13 protein-coding genes are annotated in these 14266 nt (G+C 48.2%); 9 read left to right on the top strand and 4 right to left on the bottom strand.

Annotated features, from left to right (window positions below):
- Nucleotides 1–3: 3 nt before the first annotated feature.
- A complete protein-coding gene (locus BLS03_RS06130) occupies nt 4–978 on the bottom strand; it encodes an HlyD family secretion protein (RefSeq protein ID WP_093270899.1) in 975 nt (324 codons plus the stop codon).
- A gap of 9 nt (nt 979–987) precedes the next feature.
- Entirely contained in the window at nt 988–2391 is a 1404-nt protein-coding gene (locus BLS03_RS06125) for a TolC family protein (RefSeq protein WP_093270896.1), read from the bottom strand.
- Between the two features lie 565 nt (nt 2392–2956).
- Between BLS03_RS06125 and BLS03_RS06120 the strand changes: the two genes are divergently transcribed.
- The 7 genes from BLS03_RS06120 to BLS03_RS06090 all read left to right on the top strand — a co-directional run bounded on the left by BLS03_RS06120 (nt 2957) and on the right by BLS03_RS06090 (nt 11310).
- Nucleotides 2957–3643, top strand: coding sequence for a GntR family transcriptional regulator (locus BLS03_RS06120; RefSeq protein WP_093270893.1), 687 nt, complete (start codon nt 2957–2959; stop codon nt 3641–3643).
- Nucleotides 3644–3699: 56 nt separating this feature from the next.
- Nucleotides 3700–4590, top strand: a complete 891-nt coding sequence (gene prpB / locus BLS03_RS06115; protein ID WP_093270889.1) for a methylisocitrate lyase — start codon at nt 3700–3702, stop codon at nt 4588–4590.
- Nucleotides 4591–4699: 109 nt separating this feature from the next.
- The gene (prpC, locus tag BLS03_RS06110) at nt 4700–5827 is read left to right on the top strand and encodes a bifunctional 2-methylcitrate synthase/citrate synthase (protein WP_093270886.1); all 1128 of its coding nucleotides are present in this window, start codon (nt 4700–4702) and stop codon (nt 5825–5827) included.
- Between the two features lie 34 nt (nt 5828–5861).
- On the top strand, nt 5862–7313 hold the full coding sequence (locus BLS03_RS06105; RefSeq protein WP_093270883.1) for a bifunctional 2-methylcitrate dehydratase/aconitate hydratase: 1452 nt from the start codon (nt 5862–5864) through the stop codon (nt 7311–7313).
- 79 nt (nt 7314–7392) lie between these two features.
- Entirely contained in the window at nt 7393–9273 is a 1881-nt protein-coding gene (locus BLS03_RS06100) for a propionyl-CoA synthetase (RefSeq protein WP_093270881.1), read from the top strand.
- Nucleotides 9274–9368: 95 nt separating this feature from the next.
- Nucleotides 9369–9848, top strand: coding sequence for a GNAT family N-acetyltransferase (locus BLS03_RS06095; RefSeq protein WP_093270878.1), 480 nt, complete (start codon nt 9369–9371; stop codon nt 9846–9848).
- Nucleotides 9849–9882: 34 nt separating this feature from the next.
- Nucleotides 9883–11310 (top strand): bifunctional NUDIX hydrolase/phosphatase PAP2 family protein, encoded by a 1428-nt coding sequence (locus BLS03_RS06090; protein ID WP_093270875.1) that lies wholly within the window; start codon nt 9883–9885, stop codon nt 11308–11310.
- 137 nt (nt 11311–11447) lie between these two features.
- Here the strand turns inward: BLS03_RS06090 and BLS03_RS06085 are convergent, their stop codons facing one another.
- On the bottom strand, nt 11448–12257 hold the full coding sequence (locus BLS03_RS06085) for a Cof-type HAD-IIB family hydrolase (RefSeq protein WP_093270873.1): 810 nt from the start codon (nt 12255–12257) through the stop codon (nt 11448–11450).
- A gap of 162 nt (nt 12258–12419) precedes the next feature.
- On the opposite strand from BLS03_RS06085, the gene queE reads away from it, so the two are divergent.
- Together queE and queC are read left to right on the top strand one after the other, a co-directional pair.
- Nucleotides 12420–13070, top strand: a complete 651-nt coding sequence (queE, locus tag BLS03_RS06080) for a 7-carboxy-7-deazaguanine synthase QueE (RefSeq protein ID WP_176765535.1) — start codon at nt 12420–12422, stop codon at nt 13068–13070.
- Between the two features lie 11 nt (nt 13071–13081).
- Nucleotides 13082–13774: a 7-cyano-7-deazaguanine synthase QueC gene (gene queC / locus BLS03_RS06075; protein ID WP_093270867.1), complete on the top strand. Its 693-nt coding sequence runs from the start codon at nt 13082–13084 to the stop codon at nt 13772–13774.
- A 135-nt stretch (nt 13775–13909) separates the two neighbouring features.
- On the opposite strand, the gene BLS03_RS06070 is transcribed toward queC, so the two are convergent.
- A complete protein-coding gene (locus BLS03_RS06070; protein ID WP_093270865.1) occupies nt 13910–14263 on the bottom strand; it encodes a DUF2750 domain-containing protein in 354 nt (117 codons plus the stop codon).
- Between the last annotated feature and the right edge of the window lie 3 nt (nt 14264–14266).

The raw sequence follows: 14266 nt of genomic DNA, 5'->3' as shown, positions 1-14266 counted from the left end.
GCCTTAAAGCTTAAGTGCAACGCTCATTCCCATCCGTAAATCCGGTTGGGAGGTTGTTGGCCGCGCTTCCACTTCAAATGTTCGCAAATCAAAGCCTTGTGATGAGTCGGTCGAACGCCAAGTCGCAAAATCGCCCATTGCAGCAATGTGCGTCACCTCAAATTCAATCGATTGATTAAGCGCAGGAACAAAAGCGTGAAAATGGCTTCCTTGTTTAAAATGGCTAAGTTTATCTTCGCGCACATTAAACACCGCCCACGAATCTTGGCGGTCAATGACGGTGACGACAGGGAATCCTTGCGGCGCTAATTCGCCGCTGCGCAGCAGAATTTGAGACACTTCACCGTCAAACCAACTCTCTATTTTGGTGTCTTTGGCATAGGCTTCCACTTCTGCAACCGCGCCCGCGGCCATGCGCTCTTTCTCTGAGGCAGCTTTTTTGGCTTGGTCTCGAGTACCTTCTTGAGCCATTTGATACATCTGATAAGCCGCACTTTCAGTGTATTTCGCCGCTTGCCATTGGGTTTTGACTTCGTCGCGTTTTTGTTCTGCAACCACACCGTCTTGATATAAGTTGTTGACTCGAAGATAGGTTTTTTCTCGAAGGTCGGTGGCGGCCTTGGCTTTTAGCCATTGATCTTTCGCCGCTTGAATTTGCTGTTCGCGCGCGCCTTGTTGAGCTTCATCGGCCAGTGCTCCCGCCGCTTCTTTATTGGCTAAGGCTTGTTCGAGCTTCGCTTCGATTTCAGGACTGTGCAGAGTGAAAATCAGCTGACCTTTTTTTACTTGCTCACCTTTACGTACCAAGACCTTGTCAATTCGCCCAGCAACTTTTGAAGAGATACTGTATTGCTGCGATTCTATTTGCCCTTGCAGGCGAAACGGCGCGGGCTGATAGGCGCGATAAAAGCTCACCGCAATCCAACCCAGCAAAGCGATAACGCAGACAGACAATAGAGAAATTCTTAGCGCTTTCATTATGATTCCTTAATGTGCGGTGATGGCTGGAGTGGATTGGTACTGGGCAAAACTGTCCATCTCATTGGACAGCGCAAGCAGACGCGACAGGGCAATGACATAGTTGTATTTGGCCGCTGCGCGCTGAGTTTTAACGCTGGCAAGATTGAGCTCGGCGTCAACCACATCGGTCGACGTCGACACACCTTGTGCAAAGGCTTTTTGGTGTAACGTGAGATTCTCCTGCGCTAATTCGATGCTGGATGCTAAGCCTTGCACTTCTTGCTGCGCTTGCTCTGCTTGGTAATACGTCTTTTGCACTAATACGTTAAGATCTTGTTTTGCTTGAGCCTTTTTATGTCTGACTTGCTTCACGGCACTTTGCGCTGCCGCGACGTTGTCACTTCTTCCCGAGTTGTCGATGAGTGGAATGCTCACGCCAATACCGACTAACCAGTCAGGCTTAAGTTGACTGGCAAGTGAGTCGTCCTCATACAGGCTGTAATCACCGTAAAGGTAGACATTGGGATAGTATTTACCTTGTTCCGCTTTGATTAAGCTGCGTGCTTGCTGTTCTTTGGCATCGAGAATCGAAAGGCCGGGATAGTTCGCCAAGGTCTGGTCAACAAACGCCGTCAAAGGTGGCAGATTAGCATTGGTAAATAGGCTATCACCCGGTTCGACATTCACTACTTGGTTGAGAATTTGCGTCAGCGCACTTTGGGCAATTTTGAGATTGTTTCTTGCTTTGTTGTGCTCAACGTTGGCTCGGTCTAACGCAGCTTGAGCTTGCAGACGTTCAACATGAGCGATTTGACCTTGTTGCTCAAGTTTAATTGCGTTGTGGTAGTGGCGGGTTAATCCTTGTACCACCAATTGCCGTGTATTTAAGACATCTTGTGCCAGCAGCACGCTGAAATAGTATTTGCTGAGATCTTCAAATCGCGCCTGAACTTCCATTGCCAGTTCGCTTTGCGCTTGCATCTTTTTGCTCTCAGCGGCCTGCTGCGCAGCGCTAATCCGTCCGCCAGTAAAAATTGGCCAAATAGCGCGAATCGATGAGCTAAAGACATCTTGCTCGGTAATGGTGGAAGTGAGGTTCCCCAAACTGCTGATAATGGCGCCCAGTTCACTGCTGGCAACGCTCGCTGGAATCGAGATGCTTTGCCCGCTACTGTCGACAATCTGCTGACCGGAAAGCGTGATGTCGTTGTCTAACCGAGTGTAATTGGCGCCTAACGTTATCGATGGCCAATTTTTGGCTGAACTGGCATTTTGCAGATGTTGATACCGCTCAACATTGGCTCGCTGTGCGGCCAGCGAATGATTGTCTTGCTGAACCATCTGCCACGCTTCGATAAAGCTAATCGGCGCAGCACATAGGTTTGATGAGGAAAAACCGAGACAAGCGATAAAAAAAGTAAGTCGACGCATTAATCAGCCTGAAGTTTTAATAATTATTTAGAGTATATGCTCTAATATTTTTCTACGCAATAGAAGCGCTTACCTGAGTATAGGCATAAAACTTGGCCGTTTGGTTGGCAATACATTGATTCCGTCAATCAATGATGGGTTTCTCAAATCTGCCCCAGCTTTTACTTTTCGAATCCCCGTGTTTTTCGAACGCCCATCTGTGCTGCTAGGCAGGGGTTAGCTCGGTCATTTTTCCACTCAAATTTGGTTATTAACGCGCGATATCGAGCGGCTTTGACCAAAGTCGCAGCGCACATTGATGAAATATTCGCTTTTTTAGCTGGTTAATTGAAATAAAGTTTTATTAAACAATGGATTACATAACCTCATAGTTCTGTTGTTGGGCTCGTTTGCTCTACGACATTAGTCTAAATTGTCGACAATTTACTATATTTAATCCGATAAATTGACTAATTTATGTCCTGTGAACTTACATTGTCGACAATAAAGAAGTGTCAACATTTGGCGTCACGTTAAGTTCTGTTACGGCTATCTGACTCAATCAAATGCAATAAACGGACGGGATATGGATACAGCGTCGACCACCACCAACAAGCCGCTCAACGAACGCGAGCTCACCAAGTCAGCCAACCTGACCGAATATTTTATTGAAGCCATAGTGCGTGGCGATTTCGCGCCGGGCAGTAAAATTTCAGAACCGGAAATCGCCAAGCGCTTTCAAGTCAGTCGCGGTCCGCTGCGCGAGGCGATCATGCGCATTGAAGGTCTAGGGCTGATTGAGCGCATTCCCCATGTTGGCGCACGGGTGATTACGCTCTCGCTCGAGAAATTGGTTGAGCTATATGCGGTGCGTGAAGCATTAGAGGGAATGGCAGCACGCCTTGCGGCGCGTCATATCACAAGTCAGGAGCTTGAAGGCTTGCGAGCGCTGCTCAATGCGCACGGCGAGCATATCGAACAAGTTGAAGGGGCGTCTTATTTCCATCAACAAGGCGACTTTGATTTCCATTATCGAATCATTAAAGCCAGCCGTAACCAACAGCTGACCAATTTGCTGTGCGGTGAGTTGTATCACTTACTGCGCATGTACCGCTATCAGTCACCGCGTGCCCATTCGCGCCCGACGGAAGCGCTGCAAGAACACCATTTTATTTTGCAAGCCATTGAACAAAAAGATGAAGAGTTAGCTGAAATGCTGATGCGGCGCCATATTTCTCGCAGCCGCGCATTGATAGAGCAGCAGATGAGTTAACCGTTAACCACATTAGGTCTCAAGCCTAGAGACATCATAACGAAGGAGAGGCAGCCATGAGCGTTTCGCCAGGGGCAAAATTCAGACACGCAGTAGAGGCTAATCGGCCGCTGCAAATCGTCGGTACCATCAATCCATATTGTGCTTTGATGGCCAAACAGCTTGGCCACCAAGCGATTTATCTATCTGGCGGGGGCATTGCTAACGCTTCCTACGGTCTACCCGATTTAGGCATTACCACGCTTAACGATGTGTTGGTTGATGTTGAGCGTATTACCAATGCGTGTGATTTACCGCTGCTGGTGGATATTGATACTGGATTTGGCGGCACTTTTAGCATTGCACGCACCATCAAAAGCCTGGAAAAAGCGGGGGCAGCGGCGGTGCATATGGAAGATCAAGTGGCGCAAAAACGCTGCGGTCATCGCCCAAATAAAGCGATTGTCAGCACCTCAGAGATGGTGGATCGCGTTAAGTCTGCCGTTGATGCCAAAACCGATCAGGAATTTGTGATCATGGCGCGCACCGACGCATTGGCCGTCGAAGGTATGGACAGCGCGATTGAGCGTGCGATTGCGTATGTTGAAGCGGGCGCCGACATGATTTTCCCTGAGGCGATGACTGAGCTTAATCAGTATCAGCAGTTCTATACCGCCTTGATGCAAGCAACGGGCAAACCGGTGCCGATCCTTGCCAATATTACCGAGTTTGGTCAAACGCCACTGTACAGCTGCGACCAACTGGCAGAAGTCAATGTCGATATGGTTTTGTATCCGCTGAGCGCGTTTCGCGCGATGAACAAAGCCGCTGAAATGGTGTATCGCCATCTATTGGCAGAAGGCAACCAAAGTGCGCTTGTTGATAGCATGCAGACACGAACTGAGTTGTACGACTATCTCAATTATCACCAATACGAACAAACGCTGGACCGTTTGTTTGCCAAGTAACGTTTGGCAACAGAGCAACATCGTTCATTCCTAATCCAATAACGTGAAATCGACCACTTGACAGTCATCGCTCCAAAGAGAGCCTGCGGGTGGTCAAAAGGAGTTCAACATGCCTAATAAAGAGCTCGGCGGCGCAGGATTGCGCGGCCAAAGTGCTGGCACCACTGCATTATGTACGGTTGGAAAAACCGGCACTGGCTTAACCTATCGTGGTTATGACATTACTGACCTTGCTAATCACGCCGAATTTGAAGAAGTGGCGCATCTGCTGCTCATCGGCCATTTACCGAATCAGCAACAACTCGATAGTTACAAAACGCGCTTAATTGGCCTTCGAGGCTTGCCGCAAGCGCTAAAAACCGCATTGGAATTGATTCCTGCCGATGCGCATCCGATGGATGTGATGCGCACAGGGTGTTCGATGCTCGGCAATCTTGAGCAAGAACAGAGTTTTGATCAGCAAGTGTCAGCGACTGAGCGCATGTTGGCGACGTTTCCCGCCATCATTTGTTACTGGTATCGCTACAGTCATGATGGTGTACGTATTGACACCGAAGATCACAGTGAAGACTCCATCGGCGGTTACTTTCTTAAAATGCTGACCGGTCAATCACCGTCTGCGCTGCATAAGCAAGTGATGCATTGCTCATTGATTTTATATGCCGAGCATGAATTCAACGCTTCAACTTTTGCTGCGAGGGTGTGCGCGTCGACCCTGTCCGATATTCATTCCTGTGTGACGGCGGCAATCGGCACCTTACGCGGCCCACTGCATGGTGGCGCAAACGAAGCGGCCATGGCGATGATCCAAGATTGGAAAACGCCCGATGAAGCGGAAGGGCGCATTCTTGAAATGCTTAAAAACAAAGACAAAATCATGGGCTTTGGCCACGCTATTTATCGACAAAGCGATCCCCGTAATGCGCTGATAAAGCGTTGGTCGAAAGCCTTGTCTGAGTCGGCGCAAGATGCACACCTGTATGCGGTGTCTGAACGAGTGGAAGCGGTAATGAAACGCGAGAAAGACTTGTTTTGTAACGCCGACTTTTTCCACGCATCGGCGTATCACTTTATGAACATTCCCACACCACTTTTTACGCCGATATTTGTCATGAGTCGCCTGACCGGCTGGGCAGCGCATGTCTATGAGCAGCGCGCTAACAACCGCATCATTCGTCCAAGCGCCGATTATCAAGGCCCCGAACATCAAACTTGGTTACCGATAGAGCAGCGTTAACTCATTGGCAAAAATTGAAAAATAAGGATATATCATGAGTCAGAATGTAGAAATGAACGAACGTCCACAACCGGACGAACTCTTGGTTCAAATTGCACAATACGTGGCAAATAGCGAAATTACCTCCAGCGAAGCCTACGATACAGCTCGTAACTGTTTGATGGACACACTGGGCTGCGGTTTACTGGCGCTGCGTTTTCCTGAGTGTACCAAACACATGGGGCCATTGGTTCCCGGGATCACAGTACAAAATGGTGCGCGGGTGCCTGGTACCTCTCACGAACTCGACCCAATCACAGCAGCATTTAACATCGGCTGCATGATTCGCTGGCTGGACTTTAACGATACTTGGCTGGCGGCAGAATGGGGACATCCATCGGATAACCTTGGCGGCATTCTCGCGACAGCTGACTATTTGAGCCGCGTTGCACTGTCACAAGGTAAAGCGCCGTTGACCATGAAAGAGGTGTTGACGGCGATGATCAAAGCCCATGAAATTCAGGGTGTTTTAGCGCTTGAAAACAGTTACAACCGTGTCGGTCTTGACCATGTACTTTTGGTACGTGTCGCCTCAACGGCGGTAGTGACTAAAATGCTTGGCGGTGATTTAGAGCAGATCATCAATGCGGTATCACACGCCTGGGTAGATGGTTGTTCGCTACGGACTTACCGTCATGCGCCGAATGCAGGCTCGCGTAAATCGTGGGCGGCGGGAGACGCAACTTCACGCGCCGTGCGTTTAGCCATGATTGCGATGAAAGGCGAGATGGGCATTCCAACGGTACTGAGCGCGCCGAAATGGGGCTACTACGATGTGTTGTTTAACGGCGAAGCGTTCAAAGTGAATCAAGCGTTTTCAAGCTATGTAATGGAAAATGTGCTGTTCAAGATCTCGTTCCCAGCTGAGTTCCATTCACAAACCGCAGTCGAGTGCGCGGTCACCTTGCACGAGCAAGTTAAAGACCGCCTTGATGAGATTGAACGCATTGAAGTCACCACGCACGAATCGGCGATTCGTATTATTTCCAAACAGGGCGAACTTGCCAACCCAGCAGACCGTGACCACTGCTTGCAATACATGATTGCCGTGCCGCTTATCTATGGCGATTTAGTCGCAGAGCACTACGAAGATAGCTTCCATAAAGGCGACCCTCGCATTGATGTGCTGCGCAGCAAAATGGAAATTATCGAAGACGCACGCTACAGCAAAGAGTATCTGGAAGCGGATAAACGCTCGATTGCCAATGCGATTCAAATTTTCTATCGCGATGGCAGCCACAGTGAAAAAGTTGAAGTTGAGTACCCAATTGGTCATCGCCGTCGCCGCGAAGAGGGAATTCCGGTTCTTGAGCAGAAATTTATTCGCAACCTGCAAACTCGCTTCCCGCAGAGTCGAGTAGAGCAAATCTTTGCGCTGTGTAAGGACCAATCGACTCTTGAACAAACGCCGGTTAATGAGTTTATGCAGCTGTTTATGATTAATTAACGTCTGTCTTCAAATCTTAGGCTTCGCCGTGACCCATACAATCATAAATGGCGAAGCCGACCTTGAGGGAGTACCTGTTATGTCTGCCTATGAGAACGAGTATCAAAAAGCCATCCATCAGCCTGCTGAATTTTGGCTTGAGCAAGCGCAAAATATCGATTGGTTTGAGATGCCAACGGTTGGGCTTGGTGAAGATGATCATGGCATTGAGCGCTGGTTTCCAAACGGTAAGCTCAATACCTGTTGGCTTGCTCTGGATTATCATTGCGAGCAGGGGCGTGGCGAACATGCGGCGCTGATTTATGACTCGCCAGTGACGATGTCACAAAAAACTTATACCTATATTGAGCTGCGTGATGAAGTCGCCAAAGTTGCCGGTATGCTGGCTGAGCTAGGGGTGACGAAAGGCGATCGCGTGGTGATTTACATGCCGATGATTCCAGAGGCGGTGATGGCGATGCTGGCCTGTGCGCGCCTTGGCGCCATCCATTCGGTGGTGTTTGGCGGTTTTGCGCCAAACGAATTGTCGGTGCGAATTGAAGATGCTGAGCCAAGCGTAATCATCACCGCTTCATGCGGCATTGAAGTGAACAAAACGCTGGCCTACAAACCGCTGGTCGATAAAGCGGTGATGGACAGTCGCTGGAAGCCAAAACATGTGTTGGTGCTGCAAAGGCCGCAATGTACTGCAGAGCTCAATTTAGAGCGCGATGTGGATTGGCATCAAGCGATGTCAAGGGCTGAGCCGCACGATTGCGTACCCGTACTGGCAACAGACCCATTATATATTTTGTATACATCGGGCACGACGGGGAAACCCAAAGGTGTGGTACGTGATAATGGCGGTCACGCGGTGGCGATGAAATATTCGATGTTGACCATCTACAATATGCCGCAAAATGGGGTATTTTGGGCGGCTTCCGATGTCGGATGGGTGGTTGGACACTCTTATATTGTCTATGCACCGCTTATCCATGGTTGCACGACATTATTGTTTGAAGGTAAGCCGGTGAAAACGCCAGACCCAGGCGCATTTTGGCGAGTTTGCCAAGACTATCAGGTCGATGTGCTTTTTTCCGCGCCAACCGCGTTTCGCGCAATCAAAAAAGAAGACCCTAATGGCGACTACCTCAAGCAGTATGACTTAAGCCATCTTAAAGCGATTTTTATGGCTGGTGAACGTCTTGACCCGCCCACGCTTCAATGGGTCACAGAGCATACTCAAAAGCCGGTGATAGATCACTGGTGGCAAACTGAAACCGGCTGGGCAATTTCAGCCAATCCAATCGGACTTGAAGTGATGCCGGTTAAAGCGGGCTCATCGACTAAGCCTGTCCCTGGCTATCAAATTGATATCCTAACTGAAAGTGGTGACGTTGCGCAGCCCGGGCAACAGGGCTTTGTGGCAATTAAACGCCCGTTGCCACCGAGCTGTTTACCAACGGTATGGCGCAACCATGACCGCTTTCAAAGCGGCTACTTGGGTCAATTTCCGGGTTATTACGTATCTGGAGATGGCGGTTACATGGATGAAGAAGGCTACTTGTTCATTATGGGGCGCATTGACGATGTGATTAATGTTGCAGGCCATCGACTATCAACGGGTGAGATGGAAGAGGTGGTTGGCGCCCATCCTGCGGTAGCGGAATGTGCGGTTATTGGCATTCATGATGAGCTTAAAGGCCAATTGCCGATAGGTTTGGTGGTGCTGAAAGACGGCGTTGACGTTGAATCGGGCGCATTAGAAAGCGAATTGATCGGTAAAGTGCGCGATGAAATCGGCGCAGTGGCGTGCTTTAAGCATGCACTGGTGGTTGAGCGCTTGCCGAAAACCCGCTCAGGGAAAATTCTGCGCCGTGTGATTCGGCAAATCGCCGATGGTGAAGAATATGTCGTGCCATCGACCATTGATGACCCAACCAGCTTGGTAGAAATCGAGAAAGCGCTTCATTTGTCGTAACTTAAGAATGAAGTTATCAGAAAAGCCTCAAATACTGAGGCTTTTTTTGTGCGACTTATATAGAATGTTACTTTATTCGTACGGAACCAATAACCATGTCAATCGTGGCTATTTCTTCTGCTCAGTTTGATGATCTCGAGCAGCTGAATGACTTGATGTTTGATTTGCATGACGAGCATCATCAGCAGTGTCCAGAGCACTTCAAAACTGCCGAAGAGATCGAACAAGAGAAAAGCGTCAGTCGTTATATCGACAGTCCGGAATGTCTCATTTTTGTTGCAAAGCAACAAGGTAGAATACTCGGTTTTGTTACAGGCCATTTTTGCGAGCTGATCTCAAGTGTCAGTAAGCCGGTTTTGATGGGCAGTATTGATGAGTTATATGTTCGTCCAGAGGCCCGTCAGCAAGGGGTGGCAAAATTGTTGATGGGCACTATAGAAGCGCGATTGATCGATTACGGTGTAAAGCAGATTTTTGTCGAAGTGTGGCAATTTAATCAATCTGCATTGGGTCTGTATCAAAGTTTAGGTTTTGAGCATCATATTCATTGGTTAAGAAAGCCGGTCAGCGGCTAACGATCAAACTCCATAACTAGAGCAAAAATTAAGAATGCACGTATTTTTTTCCTATCTGATGTTTGTATTGGGAATATTCTCGGTTGCGTTCCCTTCGATGGCGACAGATACCAATCAAGTTCTGGAGCCTAAAGGGGCGTTATGTATTGTCAGAGCTGATCACAAAATTGTCCTGATTCATGAATCCTTGACGCGTAAGATGTCGCTTCCTGGCGGTAAAATTGCGCGAGGTGAAACGCCAGAGTTGGCCGCGCAGCGCGAAACTTGGGAAGAGACCGGGCTTGCGGTCAAAGTAAAGAAGTTACTTGGTAAAACCGAACGGGCTTATTTTTTTGAATGCGCCTCGGAGTCTGACGTTATCGCCTATGAGCTGAATAACGTGCTGGACGGGCATGAGCTACCCGTGTGGTTTGCGCCTCACTACGGTGTAGAAGTGTCTTCGGCGATGTTGATAGAACCAGAGGCGCTGGATGCGGCGCTGTATCGCTACCCAGACCAATGGCAGACCGTTAAACAACTATTTGCCGAAGCGGACGACCAGCCGGCAAGCTACGTTGGCAATTTAGTGGTTGCTGCACCTGTGGCAAATCAAATCGAACTTAACTGGATAATGAACCTGCAGCGGGCGGTCAATTCGTTGCCGGATAGTCTTGTTATCGCCGTAAATAAATTGGCTTGGTGGGTAAACCAGCTATCCAATCCAGTGGTTCTGCTGCTGCTTTTTCCGTTGTTGTATTGGAAGTTTGGGTTGCACTTTGCTTATCGGGTGTTTTATCTGGTGGCGATTACCTCGCTGGTGTGCATTGTCGCGCGGCAAACTTTCGCGCTGCCAAGACCGCATGTTTATATTCCGGCGATTGAACTGTCGCATTCCGATGGCTACAGCATGCCAAGCTTGGCGTTGGCGCTATGGTCCAGCGTTGGGATTCTGGTGCTGAATGCGTTCGAACGTTTGTCGTTGAATCGTTATTTTGGCGGCTTTGTCTTGGCGCTGATGGGCATTATGCTGGCTAATTTCTATAGTGGCTCTGAGTTTATTGTCGACATGCTGGTGGGCAGTGTGTTTGGTATTTTGACCGCTTGGCACATCATTCGCTTGGAAGATAAACCCGGTGTTGACCTTGAAAAACTGATTTGCTCACGAACTTCGTGGGGATTGTTGGCCATCGTTGCCGCTGTGCTGACGCTGATTTTCCAAACGCCCGTATTTACTATGTTGCTGGCGACCTTAGTGACGGCTTGTGGCATCATTTGGACTGGCAAAGAGAGCAGCGATTATATTAGTTTCCGTGAAATGGTGTTTGTGATTTTATTGCTGCTGTTTGTCAATGAAGTGGTGTCGTTCTCGGCGACGTTGGTTTCAACCAGCAGTTTGATGTCACTGGCTGCGCAAACGCTGCGTTTTCCTCTGTTACTGCTGGTGTTTAATGTCTCCGCTCAGCGAACCCATAAAACCCACTAGCGAAAATCTCATTGTCTGAAAAGCCCCAATTATTTATATATTGATTGTATAGATAGTAATTGGGGCTTTTTTGCATGCGTTGGCTGCGTTAACGATTTGCGTACAGCGATAGCGCTAACAACCTATTGGTTCAACACCTATTGGTTCAATACGTATTGTTCAATGACTTTAGCCACGCCGTCGTCATCGTTACTGTCAGTAATCAGATCGGCGATTCGTTTGGTTTCTGGCATGGCATTCGCCATTGCAACGCCAAGCCCTGCGTATTCCAACATATGATGGTCATTTTCCGCATCGCCCATGCAAATCACTTCGCTGGCGCTAATGCCAAGTTTTTCAGCGATCGCGGCGATGCCTGCACCTTTGTTACTTACAGGGTTTAAGAACTCAAGGAAGAAGGGCGCACTTTGCAAAATGGTAAAGTCTTGCTCAAATTCGTTTGGAATATCGCCAATCGCCGCACTCAGTTTGTCGGGTTCACCAATGATCATCACTTTAATGATCGGGTGGTCATCGGCCAATTGATTGAAATCGACAATCGTCATTGAGATATTATTAATCTGCGCTTCGTGTTCGGTATAAGTGCTGTTACGCGGTGCAATCAGTCCCAGCTCTTCACTAAAAGCATGACACTCTAAACCCAGCGTTTGAGCTAACTTTGCCACGCGTTTTGCGGCGGCGCCGTCGATGATTCCGCGATGTACTACGCGGTTATCTCCGAGTTCACGAATAATAGAACCATTAAAGCATGCGACGAATTCGTTCTCGCCGTGAATGTCCAATTCGGCAAGCTTATCGACGATACCTTCAAGCGGGCGACCTGACGCTAATACGACGGTCACGCCTTGCGCACGTGCTTGAGCAATGGCTTTTTTCGTTCTTGGCGAGATGGTTTTGTCTGAGCGAAGTAATGTGCCATCCATATCGAGCGCGATTAATTTGTACATGTCTTACCTTAAATTAGAGAACAAAACAGCAGATTAGATTAGCTGAGCATTTTGATCAATTGATGAATGAGTTGATCTTATTGGTTGTCTCTATTAAGGTCTCGTTCCAGAAATGTGATCCAGACCAATTTAGCGAAGTAGCCCTTGTACAAAATTAACGAGATGTTTGAAACCATCCAAGGCGAAGGTACCTTTACTGGCGTACCTTCTGTGTTTGTGCGCTTACAAGTCTGCCCAGTTGGGTGCGCTTGGTGTGACACCAAACAAACTTGGACAGCGGAGCCGGAAGACGAGCGTACTTTTGAGCAAATCATTGTCAAAACCCAAGATTCTCCAACTTGGTGTGCAATGAGTGCCGAGGAGATTGTGGCGCAGTATCAACAGCAAGGTTATCACGCCAAACACATAGTGATTACCGGCGGTGAACCTTGCATTTACGATTTACGCCCGTTAACGGCGGCATTTGAACATCTTGGCTGCCAGTGCCAAATTGAAACCAGTGGTACCAGCGAAGTGTTGGTGTCTGCAAAAACTTGGGTGACAGTGTCACCAAAAGTGGCCATGAAAGGTAAGCTGCCTGTGCTCAATAGTGCACTTGAGCGTGCCAATGAAATTAAGCATCCGGTGGGGACTCAAAAAGACATCGACCAGTTAGATGTGTTACTTGCGGGCGCCAATATTGCGCCAAATACCGTGATTGCATTGCAGCCGATCAGTCAGAAGCCACGCGCAACACAATTGTGCATTGATACGTGTATTGAACGTAATTGGCGCTTGTCGGTGCAAACCCATAAGTATTTAAGTATTGCTTAGGAAGGAAAATAATGAAAAAGGCAGTGGTCGTTTTTAGCGGTGGTCAAGACTCTACCACCTGTTTAGTGCAGGCGATGCAAGAGTACGACGAAGTGCACGCAATCACGTTTGACTATGGGCAGCGCCATAAATTGGAAATTGAAGTGGCTGAGCAGCTCGCCAAGCAGCTTGGTGTCAAAGCACATAAGGTCATGGATGTCGGATTGCTTAACGAGTTGGCGATAAGCTCTTTGACCCGTGATGACATTCCTGTCTCTCATGAATTACAAGAAAATGGCCTGCCAAATTCGTTTGTTCCCGGGCGTAATATTCTGTTTTTAACTCTCGCAGGCATTTACGCCTATCAAATTGGCGCGCAGACGGTGATTACCGGTGTGTGTGAAACCGATTTTTCGGGTTATCCGGATTGTCGTGATGAGTTTGTCAAAGCGATGAATCGCGCTCTTGTACAAGGTATGGACCGCGAGCTAGAGATCAAAACGCCGCTGATGTGGTTAAACAAGGCGCAAACATGGGCATTGGCAGATCAATACCAAGCGCTTGATTTGGTTCGTAATCACACATTGACATGCTATAACGGCGTGATTGGGGACGGTTGTGGAGATTGCCCGTCGTGCGATTTACGCCGCGCCGGGTTAAATGATTATCTTGATAATCGCGAGGCAGTGATGGCGCAGTTAACCGCTAAGCAGAAATCGGCATAATCCGATTTCGACTGAAGTCTGCAAGCGGCGTTCTATGCCGCTTTATTTGTGCTAACTAAACTGAGCGCTGATAAAGTAACAAAAAAGCCGAGCGCTCAGCTTTTTTTAAATTTTGAACCGTCCTAAATAAGGCGATTAGTCTAAGTACATTTTGGCCAAATCAGATGGCTCAACTTCTTTACCTTGCAATTCATTGTTCCAGTTGGTGCCGATAAGAACGCCGTCTTCATCAAGGGTAATCAGCCAATCTTCAACAAAAATGTCGAGTGGAATTTCCAGTACTTCAAAATCCGCCCATTCTTCAACGTTGTGCAGTTTGGCTTCTTCTTTTGATGACCAAAACGGCATGACTTCGCTGTTTTCGAATTCAGTCGAATCACAGCATAGCCAACCTTCTTCGTTACGCATACCCCAAACCAGTTCAGTTTGTTTGGTTTCTTGGATAAACAGATCAAGATTCGCTTGAAGATCGGCAGTTAATTTACTCATGTT

Source organism: Vibrio xiamenensis (assembly GCF_900100015.1).
Taxonomy (GTDB): Bacteria; Pseudomonadota; Gammaproteobacteria; order Enterobacterales; family Vibrionaceae; genus Vibrio; species Vibrio xiamenensis.
This window is presented reverse-complemented; position numbering and strand designations above follow the sequence as displayed.